This is a genomic window from Streptomyces sp. NPDC006458 (assembly GCF_040612135.1).
In the GTDB taxonomy this organism is placed as follows: domain Bacteria; phylum Actinomycetota; class Actinomycetes; order Streptomycetales; family Streptomycetaceae; genus Streptomyces.
On the sequence record NZ_JBEXPR010000023.1, the window covers coordinates 82,637 to 105,976 of the forward strand.

The following is a 23,340-nucleotide window of genomic DNA, read 5'->3' on the forward strand; positions in this document are numbered from 1 at the left end:
CTCAGTCCCTGAGCTCCAGCACCCCGGATGTCCCGGCCCGGCGCGAGGGCGTGCCGTCGAGTTCCGCGTCGTCGGCGATGCGCCCGTCGAAGAAGCTGATCACCCGGTCCGCGGCGCTCGCGAGCCGGGCGTCATGGGTGACCAGGAGGATCGTCTGGCCGCGCTGATGGAAGCGGGAGAGCAGCCGCATCACCTCACGGGTGCCCTTGCTGTCGAGGCTGCCGGCGGGTTCGTCGGCGAGGAGCAGCGGCGGCTGGTTGACCAGGGCACGGGCGAGGGCGACGCGCTGCTGCTCACCACCGGACAGCTCGCCCGGCATGCTGCGCTCCTTGCCGGCCAGCCCCAGCTCGGCCAGCAGCCGCTCCCGCTCGGCGCGGGCCCGCTTCGGCGCCACCCCGGCGAGCAGCGCGGGCAGCTCCACGTTGTCGGCGACGGACAGGTTCGACACCAGATTGAAGAACTGGAAGACGATCCCGATCCGCCGGCGCCGCTCCACCGCCCAGCGGGACTCGCTCCAGGCGTCCGCGCGCACGCCGTCCAGCCACACGCTTCCGGCGTCCGGCCGCTGGAGCCCGCCGAGCAGATGCAGCAGCGTGGACTTCCCGGCGCCGGACGGCCCGGTGATCGCCACGAACTCGCCCGGCCGTACCGCGAGATCGACACCGCGCACGGCGTGCGCGGGCGCCCCCTCGCCGTGGTGGGTCTTGGTCAGCCCGTCGGCGCGCAGTGCCGGTGTCACGGGAGCGGTGCCCTCGGTCACTCCAGCTCCTCCAGCTCTTCCTGGCACCGCTCCAGCCAGTCGAGGTCGGCCTGGAGGTGCAGCATCGCGCCCTCGATGAGAAGTTGCGAGATGCGGTTGTCGCGGTCTTCGGCGGCGGCCAGCCTGGACAGCTGCCGCATGGTGTTCAGGTACTGGCGCCGCTGTCCGTTGATCAGGGCGATCTGGTCGGCGAGGCCGGTCCGCGGGGCCAGGGCCAGCTTCATGAAGAACTCGTCCCGGACCCGTGGCTCGTCCTCGGGCTCCGCGAACCAGGTGCGCAGCGCCTCGCGCCCGGTGTCGGTGAGGTGGTAGACCTTCTTGTTGGGCCGGCTCGACTGCTCGACGTCCTCGCCCTCGATCAGACCCTGTTTCTCCAGGCGGCCGAGGGTGACGTAGATCTGGCCGACGTTCGGCTGAGGGTACGCGGAGCCCAGCAGTTGCTCAAGGTCCTGCTTCAGCTCGTAGCCGTGGGCCGGACCGCGGGCGAGGAGTGCCAGGAGGGGCAGGCGCACGCGTGCTGTCCTCCTGTTCCGGTGATATGTGCCAGGCCCTAGTATCGCCCATGCCTAACAGGTATACATGGCCTCTGACTCCGGGCGAAGGGGCCCGGCGCCGGGTACAGGGAGGAACCTATGCGGTGGACGCGTGCCGCGGGTAGGGGCCTCCTCGTTCTCCTCGTCGTCCTGACCGGCTATGTCGCCTTCGGGGGCGGCGCCCAGGAGGGTCCGGCGGGCGGGCGCGGACCGCTCACCCTGGCCACGGCCGGGGACCTCACCGGCTATCTCGGCCCACTGCTGGAGGGCTGGAACCGTACCCACCCCGGCGAGGAGGTCACCCTCGTCGAGCTGCCCGACTCCGCCGACGAGACGCACGCGCAGATGGTCACCGACCTGCGCGGCGGTGAGCGCAGCCGGTTCGACGTCCTCAACATCGACGTCAACTGGACCTCCGAGTTCGCCGCCGCGGGCTGGATACGCCCGCTGGTCCCCGACCGGTTCCCGCTCGGTACCTTCCTGCCGCCGGTCGTCGACACCGCGACCTACGACGGCAGGCTGTACGCCGTCCCGTACGTCACCAACGCGGGTCTGCTCCTCTACCGCAAGGACGTCCTCGACGAGGAGGGCCTGCCGCCGCCCCGCACCTGGGCCGAACTGGAGCACTACGCCGAGACCGTCGCCCCGAGGCACGGGCTCGACGGCTACGCCGGACAGTTCCTGCCCTACGAGGGCCTGACGGTCAACGCGGCCGAGGCGGTCTACTCGGCGGGCGGCACGATCCTCGGCGACGAGGGCTCGCGCGTCACCGTCGACTCGGCCGGGGCCCGCGAGGGCATCGGCTTCCTGGTGCGCGGCGTCCGCGAGGGCTGGATCCCGCGCGAGGCGCTGACGTACAAGGAGGAGGAGTCCAAGCAGGCCTTCCAGGACGGCCGGCTGCTCTTCCTGCGGAACTGGCCCTACGCCTATGTCGTCGCCTCCGCCGAGGGGTCACGGGTCGCCGGGCGGATAGGCGCCGTCCCGCTGCCGGGCCCCGAGGGGCCGGGCACCAGCGTCCTCGGCGGCTCGAACCTGGCCGTCAGCGCACACGCCCGGCACCCGGACACGGCCGCGCGGCTGATCGCCTACCTCACCAGCGAGCCCGTCCAGCGTCAGGTCCTGACCCGGGGCGCACTGCCCCCGGTGCGCGCCGACCTGTACGAGAACCCTGATCTGATCAGGGAGTTCCCCTATCTGCCGACCCTGCGCAAGAGCGTGCTGGCGGCCGCGCCGCGGCCCAAGAGCCCGCGCTACGAGCAGGTCAGCCTGGCGGTGCAGGCGGTCGTGCACGACGCGATGACCGGGCACCAGACGCCCGAGGCGGCCGTGCGCCGGCTGGCGCGCGAGCTCGACGCCATCGCCCGCTGATAGTTACTTGTTAGGTAACGTCAGGGTCTCATCCTGTTTCTCGCTGCCCTATTTTATCCAGGTTTTTCCGGTCAACTCATCAGTAGCTTCTGTCCAGTTCATTGACACCCTCGGGAAACAGCTACTTAACATGCATACATGTTGAGTAAGTACCGCTGGTGGCGAGACGCGGTGATCTACCAGGTCTACGTCCGCAGCTTCCTGGACAGCACGGGCGACGGCGTCGGCGATCTCGCCGGGGTCCGTGCGGGGCTGCCGTACCTGAAGAAGCTGGGCGTCGACGGGATCTGGCTGAGCCCCTTCTACCCGTCGCCGCAGCACGACCACGGCTACGACGTGGCCGACTACTGCGAGGTCGACCCGGTCTTCGGCGACCTCGCCGAGTTCGACCTGCTGGTGCGGGCCGCGCGACAGCTCGGGATCAAGGTCCTGCTGGACATCGTCCCCAACCACTGCTCCAGCGAGCACCCGTGGTTCCGCGAGGCACTGGACGCCGAACCCGGCAGCCCGGCCCGCGCCCGCTTCCACTTCGCCGACGGCCGCGGCCCGGACGGCTGCGAGCCGCCCAACAACTGGCACGCCATGTTCGGCGGGCCGGCCTGGACCCGGGTCGCCGACGGCCAGTGGTACCTGCACATGTTCACGCCCGAGCAGCCCGACTGGAACTGGCGGAGCCCCGGGATCTCCGCCGAGTTCGACCGGATCCTGCGCTTCTGGCTCGACCGGGGCGTGGACGGCTTCCGTATCGACGTGGCGGCCGGACTCTTCAAGCACCCCGAGCTGCCCGACTCCGACGACCCCGAGGCCGACGCCCGCACCCGCGACTCGGTCAACCCGCTCGCCTGGAACCAGCCCGAGGTGCACGAGGTCTGGCGGCACTGGCGCTCGGTCTGCGAGGAGTACACCGCCCGCGACGGCCGCGAACGCCTGCTGGTCGGCGAGGTGTCGGTGCCCACCGCCCGCGAGCACGCCCAGTACGTCCGCCCGGACGAGCTGCACCAGGCCTTCTTCTTCGACCTGCTCGGCGCCCCCTGGGACGCGGACGCCTTCCGCAAGGTCGTCTCCGAGGCCATGCAGGACATCGCCGGCACCGGCTCCACGGTCACCTGGGTCCTCAACAACCACGACCAGGTCCGCACCGTCACCCGCTACGGCGAACCCGCCACCGGCGGCAGCGGACTCGGTGCCGTCCGCGCCCGCGCCGCCGCGCTGCTGATGCTGGCGCTGCCCGGAGCCGCGTACATCTACCAGGGCGAGGAACTGGGCCTGCCCGAGGTCGTCGACCTGCCCGACGACGTGCTCACCGACCCGATCTTCCGGCGCACCGGCGACCGCGCCCGCATCCGCGACGGCTGCCGGGTGCCGCTGCCCTGGTCGGGACAGGCCTCCCCGTTCGGCTTCACCTCCGGCGCCGACAGCGCCAGGCCCTGGCTGCCGCAGCCGCAGTACTTCGCCGACTACGCCTTCGACCGCGCCCTGGTCGACACCCGCTCCTTCTGGCACCTGTACCGCGACGGACTGCAACTGCGCTCCGCGCTGCCCCAGTTGGGCGAAGGAACCCTTCGCTGGCTGGACACCCCGCCCGGCGTGCTCGCCTTCGTGCGCGGCGACGACCTCGTGTGCGCCGTCAACTTCGGGACCACCCCCGTGCCCGCGCCGGTCTCCGGCACCCCCCTGCTGTCCAGCGGCCCCTGCCCGGCCGGGGTGCTCCCCGGCTCGACGGCGGCCTGGTGGATCGACGACCTCTCACCCAACTCCTGACCCGTGAAGGGACATCGACGATGATGCGACGTACCACCCTGCTCAGCGGCTGCACCGCCCTGGTTCTCGCCCTCGGCGCGACCGCATGCGGAGGCGGCGACGACGTCTCGGCCGGCGGCGGCGACAAGGCGCTGAACGGCAAGACCCTCACCGTGGCCGGCGTGTGGACCGGCAGCGAGCAGAAGAACTTCCAGAAGGTGCTCGACGCCTTCGCGGAGAAGACCGGAGCCAAGCCCCAGTTCGTCTCCACCGGCGACAACGTCTCCACCGTCGTCGGCAGCAAGATCGAGGGCGGCAACGCCCCCGACGTGGTGATGGTCCCGCAGGTCGGCGTGCTCCAGCAGTTCGCGGACAGCGGCTGGCTCAAGCCGCTGTCCGCCACCGCCCAGAAGTCCGTCGACGCCAACTTCGCGCCCGTGTGGAAGAACTACGGCAGCGTCGACGGCGCCCTCTACGGCCTCTACTTCAAGGCCGCCCACAAGTCGACCGTCTGGTACAGCCCCGACGCCCTCGCGCAGGCGGGCGTCGAGACGCCGAAGACGTACGACGAGATGCTCAAGGCCGGCCGGACCGTCTCCGACTCCGGGCTCGCCGCCTTCTCGGTCGCCGGACAGGACGGCTGGACCCTCACCGACTGGTTCGAGAACATCTACCTCTCCCAGGCCGGACCCGAGAAGTACGACGCCCTCGCCGCCCACGAGCTCAAGTGGACCGACGCCTCCGTCGTCCGGGCGCTCACCACACTCGGCGAGCTGTTCAAGGACAAGCAACTGATCGCGGGCGGCCAGAAGGGCGCCCTGAACACCGACTTCCCCGGCTCGGTGGAGAAGGTCTTCGGGCCCGAGCCCGAGGCCGGCATGGTCTACGAGGGCGACTTCGTCGCCGGTGTGGCCAAGGACCAGTTCGGCAGGACCATCGGCAAGGACGCCGACTTCTTCGCCTTCCCGCCGGTCGGCTCCGGCACCGCCCCGGTGGTCAGCGGCGGCGACGCGGCCGTGGTCCTCAAGGACGGCAAGAACGCCGACGCCGCGATGGCCTTCCTGGAGTACCTCGCCACCCCGGAGGCCGCGGCCGTGTGGGCCGAGGCGGGCGGCTTCCTCTCCCCGAACAAGAACCTCGACCCCGCCGCCTACGGCGACGACGTGACCCGCGCCACCGCCAAGTCCCTGGTCGCGGCCGGGGACTCGGTCCGCTTCGACATGTCCGACCAGGCCCCGGCCGCCTTCGGCGGCACCAAGGGCGCCGGCGAGTGGAAGGTCCTCCAGGACTTCCTGCGCGACCCCTCGAACCCGGCGAGGACCGCGGCCCAGCTCGAGTCCGCCGCGGCCAAGGCATACAAGGGCTGACCGGACATGACCGCCACGCTCGTGAAAGAGACGAGCCCTCCGCCCGCCGAGGGTGCCGGCACCGCCCGGCACCCCCGGCGGCGGGGACGGGCCGTCGCCCTGCTCTTCGTTCTGCCGGCGCTACTCCTGCTCGGCGCGCTGGTCGTCTACCCGGTGCTGTTCTCGGTCGGCCGCAGCTTCTTCGACGCCTCCGGCACGAAGTTCGTCGGCGGCGACAACTACACCGAGATGTTCCGCGACCCGGCCACCATGCGAGCCGTGCGCAACACGGCCGTCTGGGTCGTGGTCGCCCCCACCCTGCTGACCGGCCTGGGCCTGATCCTGGCCGTCCTGGTGGAGAAGATCCGCTGGGCCACCGCCTTCAAGCTGCTGCTGTTCATGCCGATGGCCGTCTCCTTCCTCGCCGCCGGCATCATCTTCCGCCTCGCCTACGACGAGGACCCGGACAAGGGCGTGCTGAACGCGGCCGCGGTCTCCGTCCACGACGCCTTCGCCGGGACCTCGCCCTACCCGACCGCCCGCGCCCGCGAGGGACTGGAACTCACCAGGACCGCCGACGGCGGCTACCGGACCGCCGCGACCGTGTCGCCGGGCGACTCGCTGACCCTCGGCCTGGTCGGCGTACAGCCCAAGGACCTGCCCGCCGGGGCCGCCGCCGCCCGGAGCGCCGCGGCCGGGCCCGGCGAACTGCGCGGTGTGGTCTACCTGGACTTCACCCCCGGTGGGGGCGGACGGCAGGGCGCGGTGGACCCGAAGGAGAGCGGACTGCCCGGGATGCGGGTCGAGGCGGTGCGCGACGGCGACGCGGTCGCCACGACGACCACCGCGTTCGACGGAACTTTCCGCTTCGAGGGACTCGACGACGGCCCCTACACGGTGACGCTGGCCGCCGCGAACTTCGCCGCGCCCTACGACGGTGTGTCCTGGCTCGGGCCCACGCTCGTCACCCCGGCGATCATCGGCGCCTACCTGTGGATCTGGACCGGCTTCGCCATGGTCCTCATCGGCGCCGGACTGTCCACCCTGCCCAGGGACGCGCTGGAGGCGGCACGCATCGACGGCGCCAGCGAGTGGCAGATCTTCCGGCGCATCACGGTCCCGCTGCTCGCCCCCGTGCTGACGGTCGTGTTCATCACCCTGGTGATCAATGTGATGAAGGTCTTCGACCTCGTCTACATCATCGCGCCCGGCCCCGTGCAGCAGGACGCGACCGTGCTCGCGACGCAGATGTGGCTGGTGTCGTTCGGCGGCGGCAACGACCAGGGCCTGGGCAGCGCACTGGGCGTGCTGCTCCTGCTGCTCGTGGTCCCCGCGATGGTCTTCAACGTACGCCGCTTCCGAAGGAGCCAGCGATGAACACCGCCCGCCGCTACCTGGGCAACGGGGTCGTCCAGGCCTTCCTGCTGATCACCGGCCTGGTCTGGATGACACCGCTGGCCGGACTGCTCCTGTCCTCGCTGCGCTCCGCCGAGGACACCGCGAAGGGCGGCTGGTGGACGGTGTTCACCAGCCCGGGACAGCTGTCCTTCGACAACTACTCGGCGCTGCTGGAGAACGCGGGCATGACCCGGGCGTTCTGGAACACCGTGCTGATCTCGGTCCCCGCCACGTTCCTGGTCGTCGTCATCGCCGCGCTCGCCGGATACGCCTTCGCCTGGCTGGACTTCCCCGGCCGGGACGCCGTCTTCCTGCTGGTGGTCGCCCTGTTGGTGGTGCCGGTGCAGATCGGTCTGCTGCCCGTCGCCAAACTCTTCGGACAGCTCGGCCTGTTCGGGACCATCCCCGGCGTGGTGCTCTTCCATGTGGCCTACGGTCTGCCGTTCGCGGTGTTCCTGCTGCGCAACTACTTCGCCGAGATCCCGAAGGAGATGCTGGAGGCCGCCCGGATGGACGGCGGCACCGAGTGGCGCATCTTCACCCGCCTGGTGCTGCCGGTCGGCCTGCCGGCCATCGCCAGCCTGGCCATCTTCCAGTTCCTGTGGGTGTGGAACGACATGCTGGTCGCGCTGCTGTTCGCGGACAGTTCCGCGCAGCCGCTGACCGTCGAACTCCAGTCGCAGATCCGGCAGTTCGGCAGCAACATCGATGTGCTGGCACCCGGCGCGTTCCTGTCGCTGATCGTCCCGGTGGCGGTGTTCTTCGCCTTCCAGCGGCACTTCGTGCAGGGGGTGATGGCGGGCTCCGTCAAGTAGCGAGCCGGGTCGAGCGGGCAGCCGGGTCAGGTGAGGAGCCCGCACCGAGCGGGGGAGCCGGGCGGCCGGCCGCCGCGGGGGCGGGGCCGGCCGCCCGCGCGTCACTCGCCCGAGGGGGTCTCCTTGAGGCCGTCCACGATGGCCCGCTTCATCACGGCGCTGGTGGAGATGACCGTGCCGGGCTTGATCAGGCCGTCCTCGCCACTGCTCCCCGACACCTGCACGGAGCGCTCGCCCAGGAAGACATGGGTCTTCTTGTCGAAGATCCACTCCTCGCGCACGCCGCCGTGCTCGTCCAGCCGTGCCACGGCCACACCGTGCCGGCCCACCGCGTCCACCGCGTCGTTCACCACGACGACCCCCGGGATCTTCGCCGCGGCCTTGAACAGCGCCGGGTACAGCTTCGCCGGCGGGTAGCTCTCGCCGAGGAGGTCGCCGATCGTGGTGAACGCCTGCTGGTCGGGGGAGTTGCCCATCCCCTCGGTCTCCGCGTAGATCTTGGCGAGCAGTTCGTCCGGGTCGGTCGTCAGCTCGGCCAGGTAGTCGTACGACGGGGCGTTGAGGGTGGCCTCGGGTGTGTTGCCCTGCTCGTCGGGGAGGGACAGCGTCTCGCCCTCGGGGTCGTCGTTGACGGCCGGGTCGATCAGCCAGCCCTGGGTGCCGTCGGCGGACTCCCAGATCTGACGGGTGTGCAGGTCCTGGCCGACGAGGCTGGACTTGTCGCCGACGGTCTTGACGAAGGTGCCGGCACCCCTGGACTCGATGTAGATGTACTGGCCGGGCCCGACCTTCGGGTGGGACTCCTCGGCCGCCGCCAGCGCGATCCGGTCGACCAGCTGCGGCAGACCCTCGGTGGAGGCGGCGCCGACGGGGGTGGTCAGGGCGGGGCCGGTGCCGAGGCCGCCCGGCGCCTCCTGGCCGTGCATCAGCGACACGGCGACGAACGCCCCGGCGACGGCGGTGGCGAGCACCGGCAGGGCGATCGCCGGGCGGACCAGCCGCGTCCGGCGAGGCTTCACCGGGGCGGCGGTGGGGACGTGCTGTTCCTGCTGGATCTGGGCCATCAGACGCTCCTTGTGGAACTGGTGACGGCCCGCCGGCAGGTCACGCGCCGTCCGCGAGAACAGCTCGGTGCCGTCCTCGTGCTCGGCCGGACTCTGCCGGGACGTGTTCGCGTTCATCGGTTTCCTCCCTGCGCGGGCCGGACCACGTGAGTGTGATCGCCATTTGTCTGTCGGGCCGGGCGGCCGAATTCCCGGTTCCCCGGAACTTCTTTCGCGGACCCCGCTTTCGCGGCCCGGGCGGCAGGTGCCCCCGGCGGCTCGTCCGCGGCGAGGCGGCGCAGCTTCTTCCGGGCCCGGGACAGCCGGGAGGCGACCGTGCCCACCGGAATGCCGAGCGCCTCCGCGGCGGCCTCGTACTCCAGGCCCTCGCCCAGGCACAGGGCCACCACCTCGCGCTCGGTCCGGCGCAGCGAGGCCAGCGCGGTCAGGGCCTTCGCCAGGCGGCGCCGGTCGTCGACCCGCTCGGCCACCTCCTCTGCATGGTCGGGCACCGACAGCTCCGCCGCCGCGGCGGCACCGGCCGCAGCCCGGTAACGGCGGTTGCTGCGGTACTGGTTGCGCGCGGTGTTCGTCGCGATGCCCAGCAGCCACGGCCGCAGCGAGCCGCCCTCGGCGTCCACCCTGTCCCGCAGCCGCCAGGCCTCCATGAAGGTGGCCGCCATCACGTCCTCGGCGGTCGACCAGTCGGCCGTCAGCCGGTACGCGTGGTTGTAGACCGCGCGGGCATAGCTGTCGAAAAGCTCCGCGAAGGCGCTCGGATCCCCGTCCCGTACCCGGGTACGCATTTGAGTGCTCACGTCCGTCAGCTGTCCGGCGCCCTGGTACGACTTCCCGTGACCTGTGTCACATGCCTGGCCGGCCGTCCGTGCCGCTCATCCCCGCGCCTTGCGCAGCATCCGCCGGGCCCGGCCCGCGGCACCGTAGGCGACATCGCGGACGGCGAATCCCTGGCTGACGAGGACCCGGCCCAGGCCGCCGCCGTCCGCCGCGCGGGGGCCGTCGCCGCGCCGCGCCGCCAGCGCCTCCTCGAAGAGCAGCTCCGCCCGCGCCACCACGGGGCCGGGCGCGAACCGGCGCGCGTTCTCCACCGCCGTACGGCCCATGCGGCGGCGTCGCTCGTCGTCGCCGACCAGTTCCAGCAGGGCGGCGGTGAGCGCCTCGCGGTCCCCGACCGGTACGAGCAGGCCGTCGGCCCCGTCCTGGATGATCTCGCCCGGCCCGTAGGGGCAGTCGGTGCTCACGACGGGCAGGCCGCAGCGCATGGCCTCGACGAGGGTCATGCCGAACGGCTCGAAGTCGGAGGCGGCCGCGCCGATCGAGCCCTTGACCCACTCCGCCTCCATCGGGGCCGCCACGCCCATGAGCCGGACGTTGTCCACCAGACCGAGGTCCTCGACGAGCTGCCGCAGCCGGGGCAGTTCCTGGCCCTTGCCGTAGACGCGCAGCTGCCAGTCGGGGTGCTCGGCGGCGACCCGAGCGAACGCCTCGATCAGCAGGTCGTAGCGCTTGACCGGGACGAGCCGGCCGGCCGCGACCACCACCTTCGCGCTGCCGTCGGCCACCGGCAGCGCCGGGTCGGGCACGCTGTTGGGCAGGGCCGCCACGCGCACACCGGGCAGCCGCATCTTGCGCCGGTAGGCCGCCGCGTCCGCCTCCGTGACCGTGGTGAGCACGTCCAGGCGGCGGTAGGCCCGGCGCAGCGCGGTGCGCAGCCGGGGCGGGTGGTTGTCCAGGGTGAGGTGCTCCTGCCCCACCCGCACACTGCGCTGCGGCCCCTGCAGCGCGAGATGCACGTTGAGCCCCGGCCGGGTGCCCACCAGCACATCGGCGTCGCTGGCCGCCAGGCTCTCGGCGATCCGCGCGTCGGTCAGTTCGCTGTACTGCCGGTACCGGTACTCGGCGGCCGGGAACACCGTCGCCGGTCTGCGGTGCAGCGGATGGTCCCGCTCCGTGCGCAGATCGACGAGCGGCCGCAGCGCCACCCGTGGGTCCAGCGCGATCTCGGGTCTCTCGCGATGGCGCATCACGGACACGATCTCCACGTCGTGCCGGTCCGCCAGCGCCCCGGCGAGATTGAACGTCGTGCTGATCGTGCCGCCGATGCCGTACGCGTTGTGCAGCAGGAACGAGATCTTCATGCCGATTGAGAGTGCCCGTACACCTGTCCGGTTCCCCGCCGTCACCGCAACGTCGCGCCGAACGCCCGCCGGATGGCGCAACGTTGCGGCGAACGCCGGTCCGGCGTCACATCCCGGTGCCGAAGACCTGCGTCCACCACGGCCCGCCCGCGCCCTGATGGAGGCCGAGACCGGTCTCCTCGACCGAGCAGTTGAGGATGTTCGCACGGTGCCCCGGGCTGTTCATCCACGACTGCATCACCTCGGCGGCCGTCTGCTGGCCGCGGGCTATGTTCTCGCCGTACGTGCTCCAGGTGTAACCCGCCGCCGTGATGCGGTCGCCCGGGTCCTGGCCGTCGGGGTTGGTGTGGTCGAAGAAGCCGCGGGCCGCCATGTCGTCGGAGTGCCGCTGCGCGGCCGTGTCCAGCGTGGCGTTCTGGGCGACCGGCGAGCAACCCGCCTTCGCCCGCTCGGTGTTGACCAGCGCCAGCACCTGCCCGGCGACGGAGCTCGGGGGCGCCGGGGCGGCCTCGGGCGTGACCGGGTCGGGCGCGGGGAGCGCCGAGGTGCGGCTCGGGGTGGGCGTGGGCTTCGGCTTGGGCCTCTTCGTGGGGGCCTTGGTGCTGGGCGAGGGCGAGGGGCCGGCCTTGGACGGAGACGCCGAGGGGCCGGACTCCGAGGGCGACGGCGAGGGGGCGGATGCCGACAGCGCGGCGCTGTCGGGCGTTTCGTGCGCGGTCGCGGGCCGGCGGGTGTCGTCGGCGTCGCCCGGTATCAGCAGCGCCGCGCTGCCACCGCCCGCCACCAGCGCTGCCACCGCGGCCAACGCGACCCGGCGCCGGCGCAGGCGGCGCCGGCTGTGCCGCTGCTGGAGACGGCCGCCGGGGGCGCCGTCGGTGTGCTCCGCGCGGTCGTGGACCAGCGGCTCCTGCCCGCCGGGCAGCGGATCGCCGTACGTCCCCGCCGCCCGTGGGTCCGCCGCGAGCGCCACATAGTCCTGCGGTGCCAGGGCGGCCAGCCCCGCGCCCACCGGGACCAGGGCCAGGCCGACGAGCAGGCCCTCCGCCGGGGCGAGACCCGCGCCGAAGCCGCCGCACTGCGTGCAGTCACGGGTGTGCCGGGCGATCCGCTTGCGCCGCAGCGCCGAGGGCGCCCCGTCCCAGGTCGCCACCACGTCGTGGAGCAGCACACAGCGGGGCACGGCCGACAGGGCCCGCACCACGACCCGGGCCGTCTCCAGCCGCTCCTTCATCCGCTGCACCCGTACCGCCGTGTGCTGCGGGGACAGTTCCATCGCGGCCGCGACCTCGGCGCGGGTGAGCCGTCCGGCGGCCTCCAGCCACCACAGCGCCAGCAGGTCCCGGTCCTCCGGGTCCAGCCACCGCGCGGCCTGGGCGACCTCGCGGCGCTGCCCGGACAGCCCGAGCCGCAGGATGGTGAGCCCCACGAAGTCGGCGCCCGGGTCCGGGACGTCGTACGCCTCGTGCAGGCCGTGCTCGGCCGGGGCGCGGTGGTCCTGGCGCTGACTGCGGACGCGGTTCATCGCGATCGCGACCAGCCAGGAGCGGAAGTCCGCGGGGTCGCGCAGCGAGCCGAGCCCGCCCAGGGCGCGGATCATCGTCTCCTGGACCACGTCGTCGACGTCGGCGTGCCCGTCCAGGGCCCGGCCGACGATGTTGTAGACCAGCGGCAGGTAGGTCGCGACGAGTTCCTGCTGGGCCCGCCCGTCCCCCTGCTGCGCCGCCTTCACCAGCGCCACTTCGCCTTGGCTGCTCACCCTGGGACCACTCTCTTCCTCGCTCCTGCCCGCGTACACCGCACGCGGTCCGTCACATGGGAGACCCTGCGACGGGCCGCCGGATAACACAAACTTTCGAGGCGGAGAGTGAATCTTCTCCCGCCCGTCCGTTCCCGGCGCGAGCGGCCCCTCCGATGTCACAGAACGGGGGTGCCGTTCCGCCTGCAGATACGGGAGCGGGAGTGACCGTGATCAGTCGGGTCGCGAGGGAACCGGGGAGGAGTCGGTATGAACCGGACGGAAAACTGCGAGGAGCTGGACGCGTTCGCCGTCGAGGCGGAGGTGCTCCGGGCGCGCCGGCGGGTGCGACCGGGCGAGGGCCGACGGAGCGCGGGTCGTGCCCGGGTGAGGCTCGGACGCGGCCTTCGGGATCCTTCCGGCGCCACGGGACCGGGGAGGTCGGCCGGATCCGAACGGCGGTGCCCCTAGCGCCGACCGCCGAACTCCCAGGAGTACACCTCGATCCCGGCATAGCCCTCGGCCGTGAGCACGGACCGGGCCCGGTCCGCGTCCGGTGCTCGGACCAGCGCGGCCGTGCCCAGCCAGGCGGAGCCGTCGTCAGAGAGCAGCGGCCCGTAAGCGATCAGCTCGTCCCGCCCCGGCGGTACGGCGAGATCGACGCCCTCGCCCCGCCCGAGACCGAGCACCAGATACCGGGCGCCGCCGGACCGGCCCCCGGGGAACTCCCACATCGTGCGCCCCAGCAGGTTCCGCCACCGCCGCAGCAGCACGTCCCGGTACACCCCCGCCTGGTACGTGGGCTCGTCGAACGCGAACGCGCGGGCCGCCGCGGGGTCCGGCAGGCCGACGATGTGCACACTCCCCACGAGCGGGGCGTCCTCCCCGTCCCCAGCGAAGACCGGCCCGCGGGCGATCAGCTCCTTGTCGAAGTGGTCCATGTAGGACCAGTGGCTCTCCAGCATGGCCTCGCGCAGCGGGAGCGAGCCGGGCCGGTCGCGGTGAAAGCAGAAGAAGTCCATGCCCCGACCCTGTCCGACCGTCCCGGCCCCCTCAACGGAAATTCCACGAGGCCGCAGCGAGGGCGCCGTCAATGCCCGGTTCGCGGCCTTCGCGCAACGACGATGACGGCATGACCTCCGCGACCCCTCAGCGCGCCGGCACACTGTTGCGGCACGCCAGGCTGTGGCTCGTGCCGACCGTCCTGAGCGGGCTGGTGGCACTGGTGCTGTCGCTCCTCTACATGGGCGGCATCCTCGACCCGAACGGCAGCCTCGACCGGCTGCCCGCCGCCGTCGTGAACGAGGACCAGGGCCGGCCGCCGCCCGGACAGCGGGAGAACCTGGGCACCCGGATCACGGCTTCGGTCACCGGCTCCGAGGCCACCGCGGGCATCCGCTGGAAGGTGCTGACGCGCGCGGAGGCGGAGGACGAACTCGCCTCCGGCAAGGTGTTCGGGGCGCTGGTCGTCCCGCGCGACTTCACCGCGTCCGTCACGGCCCTGACCACCTCGGGCGCGACCGTCCGGCCCACCCTGACCGTGCTCACCAACCCGGGCATGGGCAGCCTGGGCTCCTCGCTGGCCGCGCAGATCAACCAGACCGCCGCCCGCGGCGCCTCCCAGCAGATCGGCGAGCGGCTCGCCGCCGCCTCCCGCGCCGACGCCACGACCCGCACGCTCCTGGCCGACCCGGTGACCGTGACGACCCGGCCCGGCCACGCGATCGGCCGTCACAGCGGCCTCGGCCTCAGCGCCTTCTACTACACCCTGCTGCTGGTCCTGTCCGGGTTCATCGGCGCCAACCTCGTCAACGCCGGCGTCGACACCGCCCTCGGCTACGCCGACAGCGAGATCGGCCCCTGGCACACCCGTCATCCCACCGTGCCGATCAGCCGCACCCAGACGCTGCTGCTGAAGATGGTCATGACCGCGGGCATCTCGCTGCTGACCACCAGCCTGCTGATGGTCGCCACCATCGCGATCCTCGGCATGGACTCCGCCCACGAGCCGCTGCTGTGGATCTTCTCCTGGTGTGCGACCGTCACCGTGGGCCTGGGCGTCCAGGCCATCAACGCGGCGTTCGGCGGGATCGGCCAGCTGGTGTCCATGTTCGTCTTCATCGCGCTGGCCCTGCCGTCCTCCGGGGCCACCGTCCCGCTGGAGGCGACCCCCGACTTCTACCGCTTCCTCGGTGCCTTCGAGCCGATGCGTCAGCTCACCGACGGCGTGCGCGCCATCCTCTACTTCGACGCCCGCACCGACGCCGGGCTGGGCAGAGCCTGGGCGATGATCGCGATCGGCTTCGCCGGAGCGCTCGTCTTCGGCTTCGCGATGACCCGTTACTACGACCGCAAGGGCCTGGCCCGGCTCACCCCGCAGCCCGAGCCCGAGCCCGAGCCCGAGCCCGAGCCCGGGGCTGGGGCTGGGGCTGGGGCTGGGGCTGGGTGAGCGGACGTGGTCATGGGCCTTCGGTCCGTCCGCCGCTTCTGGCCCGGCGGCAGGCCCGCCTCCGCGCGGTCCTCCTCGACGAACTCCCCCAACTGCTCGTCCTTCGGCTCGCCGGCCCGCCCTCGTGGGCGAGGACGCGGTGCGCGCCGATGTCGGCCTCGACCACATAGGTGGACACCGGCGAGCCGGTGGCTACGCCGGGCCACACGCCGCCTCGGAGCCCCGCCTCGACGGAGTCCCGCCTCGACGGAGCCCCGCCCCCTCGGCCCGGCCCGCGCGGGCCGGGGCTTCCTCGTCTCAGGGGGCGGCCGGGGACGCCGGTTCGTCCTTCTCCCGGCGTGGTCCCTCGTGGAGCAGGCGGCCGCGTTCCCGGTCCATCGCGCGCCACTCCGGCCTCAGCCCGGCCGAGTTGGTGGTGAGGAAGTACCCGGCCGCGCAGGCCAGCAGCACCGGCGCGAGACCGACCGCGGTCACCGCGGCCCCGGCGAGCAGCCCGCCCAGCGGCAGTCCCGCCGAGGTCAGCGAGTCGCCCAGGGCGTTGACCCGCCCCAGCAGATGACGCGGCACCCGTTCCAGCAGTACGGCCCCCAGCACCGGGTTGAGGAAGCCCGCGCCGAAACCGGCGACCCCGAAGACCGCCACCACGGCCGCCATCGGCGCGTCGAACGCGAGGATCGCGTACCTCGGCGCCCCGGCCACCAGGAATCCCGCGAAGAACACCAGCCGCCGCCGCAGCCGGTGCGCGGCCACCGCGGCCACCAGGCTGCCGCCGACCGCCGCCGCGCCGGCCACACTGCCCAGCAGCCCGATAGCGGCAGGCCCGTGCCCGGACTCCCTGGCCCACACCGGCAGGAGCACGGCACTGAACGCCGAGTCCAGCAGATTGGTGATGCCGACCATGACGATCACACTCATCAGCAGGGGCTCACCGCGCAGGAAGGTGAAGCCCTCGCGGAACCGCAGCCAGTAGCCGGGTTCCTCCGAAGTCCCGGACGCGCCCTCGGAGTCGGCGCGGCCGAGGCGCCGGGGCAGCGCCACCGCGACGATCACCGAGCCGAGCGCGAAGCAGACGGCGGTGACGGCGAGCCCCTTGAGCGGGCCGACCAGCGCCACCAGCGCGCCACCGGCCACCGGTCCGGCGGTCGAGGCGAGCCGCTCCGTCACACCCGACAGTCCCGTGGCCCGCTCCAACGGCACCGCGCCGCGCTCGGCCGCCTCGGGGACCATGACCTCCTTGGCCAGGTCGCCCGGCCCCCGGGCCGCGCCGATCAGGGCGACCAGGGCGAGCAGCAACGGAAAGGACAGCGCGTCCACCGCGTGGAGCACCAGCACCGCGGCCGCGCCCAGCGCACTGCCCACGTCGGCGCCCAGTGACACGGTCCGCGGGCCGGCCCGGTCCACCCGTGGCCCGGTGAAGGCCTTCACCAGCACGTAAGGGGCCAGCTCGCAGAAGGCGACCAGCCCGGTCCGGGTGGCGCTCCCGGTCGTGACCAGCACGAACCAGGGCAGCGCCACGGCGGACACCCGGGTGCCGGTCGACGCCACGGCCATCGCGGCCAGGACGCCCACCAGGGGCCGTAAGGAGCGCCTTTCGGACGGGGCACCGATGACCCGAACGTCCGCCGTCATGACCTTTCGGAGCGCACGCCCCACCCCCGAGTCCCCGCCACCGCAACGAAATCCGTACCGCTCGACCCGGTCCCCCTACCGGTCATGCCGCGCGACTCTAGACGGTCGCCAGTTGTTCGCAAAGGCTTCTTCGCGCTGATGTCCGCGTGTCGTGACGGGGGTTCCGTGACCGGCCGGACCCGCGTGACGCGCATCACATGGGCCGGTCTGTCACATCGAGACCTTCTCCCGGGTCAGTCAGGTGAAGCAGGCGACGAGCCAAGGAGAACACGATGGAAGCGCGTCTCAACTACTACGGCAACCCGGTCGCGGTGAAGTTCGCCAAGTACATCAACTCGGCGGGCAAGGCGGTCTCCGACTCCACACTCCCGGCCGCGACCCAGGAACTGGTGAAGATCAGGGCCAGCCAGATCAACGGCTGCGGATTCTGCACCGACATGCACACCAAAGACGCCGCGCACGCCGGCGAGACCCAGACGCGGCTGAATCTGATCGCGGCCTGGCGCGAGGCCACCGTCTTCACCGACGCCGAGCGCGCCGCACTGGAACTGACCGAGCAGGGTACCCGCATCGCCGACGCGGCCGGCGGGGTCGGCGACGAGGCGTGGGCCGACGCCGCCAAGCACTACGACGAGGAGCAGCTCGCCGCGCTGGTGTCGCTGATCGCCCTGATCAACACGTACAACCGGATGAACGTGATCGTCCGGCAGCCGGCCGGTGACTACCGGCCGGGTCAGTGGGGGTGACCCCGCAGGCGGGGTCTGTCCGGCTTCCTGGCAGTATCTGAGGCTGGGAAGCCGGTGATGTCGGTGGCGGACCGTAGGCTGTCCCGCACAGCGCCGTCACGACTTCGCTGATCCGATCATCCGAGAGGCAGGCCGAATTCACCGTGTTCCTGGAAACCCCCATCTACAGCCGCCTCGTGGCCGAACGAGGCGACATCCCCGCCCAGGTGAGCGGTGAAGCCGACCGTCTGATGCGCGAGTTGGCCCGGGTCATACCTCCCATGTCCCCGCCAGGACACCCCGGTCAGCAAGGCAGACCGGGCCCCTGGGCGGGGGTGCCGACCGGGCCGTGAGGCACGGGAGTTGGCGGCCTCCGGCCGGCCTCCCGGCCGGCCATCGGCCCGGCAGCTCCTAAGCCCTGTCCGGCAGACCGTCGACGAAGTCCGAGACGAGCGCGGCGACGGTCTCCGGGCGCTGCAGGTGGAGATCGTGCCCGGTGTCCGGTACGCAGACGGAGCGCGTCGACGGCCGCAGCCGGACCATCGTGTCGAACTCCTGGGCGGGCACGAAGCTCGACCGGGCCAGCACCAGCAGGACGGGACAGGTGACCCGTTCCCACTCGGCGACGAACGAGAGCTCACCGAGCTCGGCCAGCGAACGGACCAGCACCTCCCGGTCGAAGCGCGGCCACCAGCCGCCGTCCCGCTCCTCCAGGCCGCCCGCCCAGCCTTCGCCGAGGAGCCCGCCGCCGAAGTACCGTACGGCCAGGTCCCGCGACCGGAACGGCACCGGCCAGGAGCGCAGCCACGCACCGATTTGGATCGGCACCGAAGGGTCTGGCTCACCCGCCCCCGCCTCGACGAGCACTACGCCCCGCACCGCGTCCGGATGCCCGGCCGCGGTGAGGAACGCGGTGTGCCCGCCCAGCGACTGACCGACCACCACGGGCGCGTCGAGTCCCAACTCCCGGGCGACGGCGACGACATCCGCGACGTACGCGGCCCGCGACACGTCCTCGGGTCGGCGCTCGGCGGCGCCGTGTCCGCGCTGGTCGAGTGCGACGACACGGTACCGGGGGCTCAGCAGTTCGGCCGTCGCCGTCCACTCACCCGCCTGACCCGCGAGTCCGTGCAGCAGCAGAACCGCGGGTCCGTCCCCGCCCCAGTCCCGGCAGACCAGCCGCACACCGTCCCGCACGACCACGCGCTCGTCCCACGCCACCGTTCGCCCCCTCCTGACGGCACACCGGCCGAGATCGTCTCACGAGGCCCGAAATCCCGCATGGATCCGGCCCGTTGGCGTGTCAGGTCGCCGCGGAACGCCCAGCCCCGGCCGGACTCATGACGTCCATGACCTTCACGCGGTACCAGGCCTTCTCCACGTTCCTGACGTTCATGAAGACCCGTCCCGACATCCGCGAGGTCCGGTCACCACATGCGCACGTATCCGGTCGACTTCGGTGTTTGGCGTCCGCGGAAGGCAGGCAGGAGGGTAGGCGGAACCCCCCGACAGATCGGAATGCGAACCGTGAGCGACTTCGCCCCGGCCACGACCCTGACACGCGGCGCCACGGGAGACGCCCCGATCTACGACGACCTCGTACGCGAGTACGGCGATGTCGTCGCGGAGGCGCGGTGGGCGGCCGACCGCCTGGAGTACGAGGCGGCCGGCCTGCTGGGCGGACAGTACGTGCCCCGGCAACTGCGCTTGAGGTGAAGGGTGTTCGGGCGAGGCTCAGATGTGGCTCAGATCCTCCCGCAACCGTCCGCCCCGGCCGCCCCGGTGGCCTAGCGTGAGCCCCGTCGATCACTGTGGAGGTGACTGTGGGCAGCGTGAGCCGCCGTGGAAGCGCCGCCCTCTGGCTGCTGCCGCTACTCGCCGTGGCGGCCTGTACGTCGCAGTCGCAGTCGCAGTCGCAGTCGCCGTCGCCCCGGCCGGCCGCCGACGTACGGTCCGACGCCCCGACGACGACGCCGCCCGTCCGCACGCCCGTCGAGGTCGAACCGCCGGACATCGACGCAGCGGGCGAGTCGCCGGCCGGACAGCGACAACCCACGCACGGCAACGCCGTCTTCGCCTACGAGGGCGGCCGGCGGGGCAAGGCGCTCATCGTGGCCGTGAGCTGCCGGGGCAGGGGCACGGTCACCGTCGACCTCCCCGAGATGCGGGTGTCGTTCCGGCACACCTGCGCCCCGGGGGAAGCGGCCGTCGTCCAGAACGAGTTCGCCCTGGCGAGCGCGTACAGACCCGGAACCGTGTCCGTACGCGCGCCCTCCACGGTCACCTGGGCCGTGACCGTGGGCCGGGGGGAACCGGTCGAGGAGGACCTGGGGGCATGACCGGCCCGTGGTCACCCGGGCAGGATCACGAGCGCGTCACCGTCGGGGCGCTCACCCGTCGTGTCGCTGGGGCGGCCCTGGAGCTTGTTCCCGACGACCATGGCCGTCGAGCCGCCGCCGTCGAGGTTGACGGCGTTCACGGCGCCGAGGCTGCGCATGACCGACGCGGTCTCGGGGATCGTCAGACCGGCGCTGCGGCCGGGGTCGCGCCCGTCGACCGTGAGCAGGACGATCCGCCCGTCCACGGTGGTGCCCGCCGCCGTGCGCGGATTGCGGCGCAGGTACCAGGCGTTGTAGAGGCTGGCTCGCTCCGCTCCCTGGATGGCCTCGGGGCTCCAGCCGTCCCGCACCGGGTTCAGGACCGTCCTGTTGTTGCGCAGCAGCAGCGGGGCGCCGTTGACGATGGAGGTCTGCGAGGTGAGCGGGACGCGCGCGCCCGTCTCCGCGTCGGTCACAGCGCGGTTCAGTGTCAGCGTGGCGCCGACGCGGGCGTGGGTGCGCAGCCACTGGACCGCGGAGCCCGTGCCCTGGAGGACGGTGCCCCGGGCCGGTACGGCACCGCCCCTGCTCGTCCTGACCGCGGTGACCCTGCCGGCCGCGTCCAGGGTGACCTGGTAGCCGCTGCCCTCCGGCGCGCTCTTGCCGAACTTCGGTGTGACGGCGACGAGTTCGTTCTTGTTGCCGCAGGTGTAGTCCTGGGCGGGGTGGGAGAACGGCGTGGCGGTGCCGACACCGCCGCAGTTGACGATCAGCCCCGACTGCCGGTTGAGGCCGGTCACCAGACGCGTCGCGCCGTCCGTCGAGCGGACCGTGACCTTGGTCCTGAGCCTGCGCACCGAGGTGCCCTTGCCGGAGGCGGTCGGCACGATCAGGGCGGGCCGGTCGTTCGCGGCCTCCGAGACCAGGTCGCCGCCGCTGACCGCGATGCCGCCGAGGTCGCCGTCGGTGCCCGCCAGCCAGTTGCCCGGGGTGGTCTTGCCGCTGCCGATGACGAAGAAGCCGCCGTTGACCGCGGCGAGGGCACCGGTGCGCCTCGCCATCGAGCTGGTGGTCTCCCGGCCCGGCACGATCCCGTTGGCCACCTCGGAGCGCAGCCGGCCGCGGAACCGGGCGGGGTCGACGATCAGGACGTCCACCGACCAGGGGCCGGTCGTGGCGTGTCCGTCCTCGCTGGTGTGCTGCACGTTCGCCGTCAGTCCCTTGGCCGCCATCTCGTGCTTGACCCGGCCCGCGGCGTCATGGGTGGCGTACCGGCCCACCCGGACCGCCCAGCCGAGCGGCTGGTCGAGGGGGCCCCGGGGGTCGGGTCCGGCGGTGCGGTCGCGGCGCGGCTCGTACCCGGCGGCGCGGACCCTGGCCTCCACCTCGGTCAGCTCGACCTCGGTCCGGCCGAAGCCGACCGTGACCGTCCAGTAGTCGTCCGCCGACGCTCGGCCGCGCTCGATCGCCATGTGCGTGAGGCCCGGGGCGATCTGACGGGTGGTCCGGGTCTCCGGCAGTGACGCCGGGCCGAGCGGCAGCTTTGCGGTGGCAGCCGCCGCGGCGGCGGGCTGCGACGCCGGGCGGGCCGGCCGCCCGCCGGTGCCGGACATCTGCTCCTTGTCGGACTGCGTGGCCACCGAGGTGGCCATCGTGCCGGCGACCAGGGCGACGGTGATCGCCCCACCGATCAGTCCACGGCGTGCCATTCGGTTGCTCATGCGGCGTGCCCTTTCGCTCAAGGGAAGTTGCTGCGACCGTGCCCGGCGCGTGTGTCGCGGAGTCGGCCGTCCACCCGCTGTGCGGTTAAGGCGGAGTGGCGGTACGGATGCCGCGCTGACCGGGTGGTTCCGGCGTGGGCACGGCTCAGGACCGCCGAGGCTCGCCGAGGCCCGGCAGGACACGCGCAAGGAGCGGTTGCAGGGGGGACAGCGGTGGGAGCGAGACGTGCGCGTCCGGTGACCGGCGACCGCGTCCGGCGGGGCACGCGGATGGCCGGTCCGGGCACGCGGGCGGTCGGTGCCGGCGCGTGGAGGGCCGGTCCTGGCGGATGACGGCCGGCCCCGGCGCGCGGACGGACGGCCCTGCCCGGGGCCCGGCTCACGGCTCGCTACCGGGCGCCCTCGTCAGGCGCAGGCGCGGGAGTTCCGGTCGCGCTGTACCTTCAACTCGCCGACCTGGACGGAGTCGGGTGGCAGCACGGGCGCGGAGATGCCGTAGGGATGGCCGTTCCCGGAGTCGATCAGAGCCGGGTCGCCCTCGTATCCGTTCGCGGCGAGCAGATAGTCGGCCCAGCCTTTGGGGAGGAACAGCGCGATCACACGGCCCTTGAGGTACTGGTCGGCGTTGCCGAGCCGGATGACCTTCGACCACGGTGTGCGTCTGTTCGACGGGAGCTCGCCGCCGTCGGCCGGGCCCATGAGGCTGTACCTCGCGTCATGGGTGTAACGGACGGCGAACCACAGGCGCTTGCCGTCGGGCACGCGCGCGGTCCCTGTGAGGTGGGCGCAGTGGTCCACCTCGACGTAGGCGTCGCCCTGGGGCGCCGGATCGGTGAAGACCACGGCGGCGTCCTCGGCCGACCCACCGGTGCCGTCCGGGACGGACGGGACACCGGGGACGGTCGCGTCGCCGCCGCCCGAGGCACCGCCGGCGGTTCCGTCCGTCCCGCCGGAGCCGCCGTGGCCGCGGCCCCCGCTCCGGCCGTCGCCGTGGTCGCCGGTCGGTCCGGGCGAGGCCCGGCCGGCGGTCGATTCGGCCCCGCCCGTGGGACCGGCGGACGCCGTGCCGGGCGTACCGCTGGCCTCGGTCCTCCGCGCCGACGCGGTCGCGGGCGCCCGGCTGGCCGGGCCGGGGGCGCCCGTCCGCTGGTCGGGCCGGGGCAGCGCCGAGGAGTCGTCGTCGGGGCCGGTGGTGAGCAGCAGACCGGTCAGCGACGCCACCGCCACCAGCAGGAGGCATGCGGCCACGGCGTACCACCGTCGGGCGTGGCGGGCGGTCCCGGACGGGCCGGAACGACGGCCGCCGGGCGGCGCCGTGAGGACGACCGTGGGCAGTTCGATCTCTGTGGGGGACCCCTGCGCCTCGGCCGGTGCGGGCAGGGGGAGCGGGTCCGCGCCGTCGCCCGGCGCGGCTTCGGGGTGCGGTGGCTGTCTCAGACGGTCCGACCGGACCCGGTCGCACGACCGGGCCGCCGCCGTGAGCCCGAGCGGCCGGAACCGCCGGGCACCGGCGCCGCCTTCCTGGCCAGGGGCGGGCAGGCCCGCCGTACCTTCCGCGTCATGCCGGGTGGGGCCGGACATCGTGCCTCCTGTGCCGAAGG

The 23,340-nt window shown here is 72.8% G+C and carries 21 protein-coding genes; 10 read left to right on the top strand and 11 right to left on the bottom strand.

Annotation, left to right across the window (positions count from 1 at the left end; all coding sequences use genetic code 11):
* Position 1: 1 nt before the first annotated feature.
* Together ABZZ79_RS28455 and ABZZ79_RS28460 are read right to left on the bottom strand one after the other, a co-directional pair.
* Positions 2-760, bottom strand: a complete 759-nt coding sequence (locus tag ABZZ79_RS28455; RefSeq protein ID WP_356693410.1) for an ABC transporter ATP-binding protein — start codon at positions 758-760, stop codon at positions 2-4.
* Entirely contained in the window at positions 757-1,272 is a 516-nt protein-coding gene (locus ABZZ79_RS28460; RefSeq protein WP_356693412.1) for a PadR family transcriptional regulator, read from the bottom strand. Before ABZZ79_RS28460 ends, ABZZ79_RS28455 begins: the two co-directional genes overlap by 4 nt.
* Positions 1,273-1,392: 120 nt before the next feature.
* Between ABZZ79_RS28460 and ABZZ79_RS28465 the strand changes: the two genes are divergently transcribed.
* The 5 genes from ABZZ79_RS28465 to ABZZ79_RS28485 all read left to right on the top strand — a co-directional run bounded on the left by ABZZ79_RS28465 (position 1,393) and on the right by ABZZ79_RS28485 (position 7,960).
* The gene (locus tag ABZZ79_RS28465; RefSeq protein ID WP_356693414.1) at positions 1,393-2,661 is read left to right on the top strand and encodes an ABC transporter substrate-binding protein; all 1,269 of its coding nucleotides are present in this window, start codon (positions 1,393-1,395) and stop codon (positions 2,659-2,661) included.
* Positions 2,662-2,799: 138 nt separating this feature from the next.
* Positions 2,800-4,422: a glycoside hydrolase family 13 protein gene (locus tag ABZZ79_RS28470; protein ID WP_356693416.1), complete on the top strand. Its 1,623-nt coding sequence runs from the start codon at positions 2,800-2,802 to the stop codon at positions 4,420-4,422.
* A gap of 20 nt (positions 4,423-4,442) precedes the next feature.
* Positions 4,443-5,768 carry an ABC transporter substrate-binding protein gene (locus tag ABZZ79_RS28475; RefSeq protein WP_356693418.1) on the top strand — a complete coding sequence of 442 codons (1,326 nt, stop codon included), beginning with the start codon at positions 4,443-4,445 and terminating at the stop codon, positions 5,766-5,768.
* Positions 5,769-5,774: 6 nt separating this feature from the next.
* Positions 5,775-7,124 (top strand): ABC transporter permease subunit, encoded by a 1,350-nt coding sequence (locus tag ABZZ79_RS28480; RefSeq protein WP_356693420.1) that lies wholly within the window; start codon positions 5,775-5,777, stop codon positions 7,122-7,124.
* On the top strand, positions 7,121-7,960 hold the full coding sequence (locus ABZZ79_RS28485) for a carbohydrate ABC transporter permease (protein WP_356693422.1): 840 nt from the start codon (positions 7,121-7,123) through the stop codon (positions 7,958-7,960). The genes ABZZ79_RS28480 and ABZZ79_RS28485 overlap by 4 nt, the downstream gene beginning before the upstream one ends.
* 101 nt (positions 7,961-8,061) lie before the next feature.
* Here the strand turns inward: ABZZ79_RS28485 and ABZZ79_RS28490 are convergent, their stop codons facing one another.
* The 5 genes from ABZZ79_RS28490 to ABZZ79_RS28510 form a co-directional block, all read right to left on the bottom strand.
* Positions 8,062-9,141 (bottom strand): CU044_5270 family protein, encoded by a 1,080-nt coding sequence (locus ABZZ79_RS28490; protein WP_356693424.1) that lies wholly within the window; start codon positions 9,139-9,141, stop codon positions 8,062-8,064.
* Positions 9,138-9,809: an RNA polymerase sigma factor gene (locus ABZZ79_RS28495; RefSeq protein WP_356693503.1), complete on the bottom strand. Its 672-nt coding sequence runs from the start codon at positions 9,807-9,809 to the stop codon at positions 9,138-9,140. The genes ABZZ79_RS28490 and ABZZ79_RS28495 overlap by 4 nt, the downstream gene beginning before the upstream one ends.
* A gap of 87 nt (positions 9,810-9,896) precedes the next feature.
* Positions 9,897-11,162 carry a glycosyltransferase family 4 protein gene (locus ABZZ79_RS28500; protein ID WP_356693426.1) on the bottom strand — a complete coding sequence of 422 codons (1,266 nt, stop codon included), beginning with the start codon at positions 11,160-11,162 and terminating at the stop codon, positions 9,897-9,899.
* Between the two features lie 106 nt (positions 11,163-11,268).
* Complete coding sequence (locus ABZZ79_RS28505) at positions 11,269-12,918, bottom strand: sigma-70 family RNA polymerase sigma factor (protein ID WP_356693428.1); 1,650 nt, start codon at positions 12,916-12,918, stop codon at positions 11,269-11,271.
* 446 nt (positions 12,919-13,364) lie between these two features.
* Positions 13,365-13,919, bottom strand: coding sequence for a YciI family protein (locus tag ABZZ79_RS28510; RefSeq protein ID WP_356693430.1), 555 nt, complete (start codon positions 13,917-13,919; stop codon positions 13,365-13,367).
* Positions 13,920-14,029: 110 nt separating this feature from the next.
* On the opposite strand from ABZZ79_RS28510, the gene ABZZ79_RS28515 reads away from it, so the two are divergent.
* Positions 14,030-15,346: a DUF3533 domain-containing protein gene (locus ABZZ79_RS28515; RefSeq protein ID WP_356693432.1), complete on the top strand. Its 1,317-nt coding sequence runs from the start codon at positions 14,030-14,032 to the stop codon at positions 15,344-15,346.
* A 297-nt stretch (positions 15,347-15,643) separates the two neighbouring features.
* Here the strand turns inward: ABZZ79_RS28515 and ABZZ79_RS28520 are convergent, their stop codons facing one another.
* The gene (locus ABZZ79_RS28520) at positions 15,644-16,975 is read right to left on the bottom strand and encodes an MFS transporter (RefSeq protein ID WP_356693434.1); all 1,332 of its coding nucleotides are present in this window, start codon (positions 16,973-16,975) and stop codon (positions 15,644-15,646) included.
* Between the two features lie 272 nt (positions 16,976-17,247).
* On the opposite strand from ABZZ79_RS28520, the gene ABZZ79_RS28525 reads away from it, so the two are divergent.
* Entirely contained in the window at positions 17,248-17,721 is a 474-nt protein-coding gene (locus tag ABZZ79_RS28525; RefSeq protein ID WP_356693436.1) for a carboxymuconolactone decarboxylase family protein, read from the top strand.
* A 143-nt stretch (positions 17,722-17,864) separates the two neighbouring features.
* A complete protein-coding gene (locus tag ABZZ79_RS28530; RefSeq protein WP_356693438.1) occupies positions 17,865-18,053 on the top strand; it encodes a hypothetical protein in 189 nt (62 codons plus the stop codon).
* Between the two features lie 58 nt (positions 18,054-18,111).
* Here the strand turns inward: ABZZ79_RS28530 and ABZZ79_RS28535 are convergent, their stop codons facing one another.
* Positions 18,112-18,921: an alpha/beta hydrolase gene (locus ABZZ79_RS28535; RefSeq protein ID WP_356693440.1), complete on the bottom strand. Its 810-nt coding sequence runs from the start codon at positions 18,919-18,921 to the stop codon at positions 18,112-18,114.
* A gap of 306 nt (positions 18,922-19,227) precedes the next feature.
* Here ABZZ79_RS28535 and ABZZ79_RS28540 point away from each other — a divergent pair, with 306 nt between their 5' ends.
* Both ABZZ79_RS28540 and ABZZ79_RS28545 read left to right on the top strand, forming a co-directional pair.
* Entirely contained in the window at positions 19,228-19,416 is a 189-nt protein-coding gene (locus tag ABZZ79_RS28540; RefSeq protein WP_356693442.1) for a hypothetical protein, read from the top strand.
* Positions 19,417-19,532: 116 nt separating this feature from the next.
* Positions 19,533-20,039 carry a hypothetical protein gene (locus ABZZ79_RS28545; protein WP_356693444.1) on the top strand — a complete coding sequence of 169 codons (507 nt, stop codon included), beginning with the start codon at positions 19,533-19,535 and terminating at the stop codon, positions 20,037-20,039.
* Positions 20,040-20,050: 11 nt separating this feature from the next.
* Here the strand turns inward: ABZZ79_RS28545 and ABZZ79_RS28550 are convergent, their stop codons facing one another.
* Both ABZZ79_RS28550 and ABZZ79_RS28555 read right to left on the bottom strand, forming a co-directional pair.
* Entirely contained in the window at positions 20,051-21,739 is a 1,689-nt protein-coding gene (locus ABZZ79_RS28550) for a phosphodiester glycosidase family protein (protein WP_356693446.1), read from the bottom strand.
* Between the two features lie 405 nt (positions 21,740-22,144).
* Positions 22,145-23,320 carry a hypothetical protein gene (locus ABZZ79_RS28555; protein WP_356693448.1) on the bottom strand — a complete coding sequence of 392 codons (1,176 nt, stop codon included), beginning with the start codon at positions 23,318-23,320 and terminating at the stop codon, positions 22,145-22,147.
* Between the last annotated feature and the right edge of the window lie 20 nt (positions 23,321-23,340).

Excerpts from the sequence above, each read along its gene's own strand:
- ABZZ79_RS28475 (WP_356693418.1), top strand. The coding sequence starts at position 4,443 with ATGATGCGACGTACCACCCTGCTCAGCGGCTGCACCGCCCTGGTTCTC.
- ABZZ79_RS28550 (WP_356693446.1), bottom strand. The coding sequence starts at position 21,739 with ATGAGCAACCGAATGGCACGCCGTGGACTGATCGGTGGGGCGATCACC.
- ABZZ79_RS28525 (WP_356693436.1), top strand. The coding sequence starts at position 17,248 with ATGGAAGCGCGTCTCAACTACTACGGCAACCCGGTCGCGGTGAAGTTC.
- ABZZ79_RS28495 (WP_356693503.1), bottom strand. The coding sequence starts at position 9,809 with ATGCGTACCCGGGTACGGGACGGGGATCCGAGCGCCTTCGCGGAGCTT.
- ABZZ79_RS28510 (WP_356693430.1), bottom strand. The coding sequence starts at position 13,919 with ATGGACTTCTTCTGCTTTCACCGCGACCGGCCCGGCTCGCTCCCGCTG.
- ABZZ79_RS28555 (WP_356693448.1), bottom strand. The coding sequence starts at position 23,320 with ATGTCCGGCCCCACCCGGCATGACGCGGAAGGTACGGCGGGCCTGCCC.
- ABZZ79_RS28465 (WP_356693414.1), top strand. The coding sequence starts at position 1,393 with ATGCGGTGGACGCGTGCCGCGGGTAGGGGCCTCCTCGTTCTCCTCGTC.
- ABZZ79_RS28480 (WP_356693420.1), top strand. The coding sequence starts at position 5,775 with ATGACCGCCACGCTCGTGAAAGAGACGAGCCCTCCGCCCGCCGAGGGT.
- ABZZ79_RS28520 (WP_356693434.1), bottom strand. The coding sequence starts at position 16,975 with ATGACGGCGGACGTTCGGGTCATCGGTGCCCCGTCCGAAAGGCGCTCC.
- ABZZ79_RS28515 (WP_356693432.1), top strand. The coding sequence starts at position 14,030 with ATGACCTCCGCGACCCCTCAGCGCGCCGGCACACTGTTGCGGCACGCC.
- ABZZ79_RS28470 (WP_356693416.1), top strand. The coding sequence starts at position 2,800 with ATGTTGAGTAAGTACCGCTGGTGGCGAGACGCGGTGATCTACCAGGTC.
- ABZZ79_RS28490 (WP_356693424.1), bottom strand. The coding sequence starts at position 9,141 with ATGAACGCGAACACGTCCCGGCAGAGTCCGGCCGAGCACGAGGACGGC.
- ABZZ79_RS28500 (WP_356693426.1), bottom strand. The coding sequence starts at position 11,162 with ATGAAGATCTCGTTCCTGCTGCACAACGCGTACGGCATCGGCGGCACG.
- ABZZ79_RS28485 (WP_356693422.1), top strand. The coding sequence starts at position 7,121 with ATGAACACCGCCCGCCGCTACCTGGGCAACGGGGTCGTCCAGGCCTTC.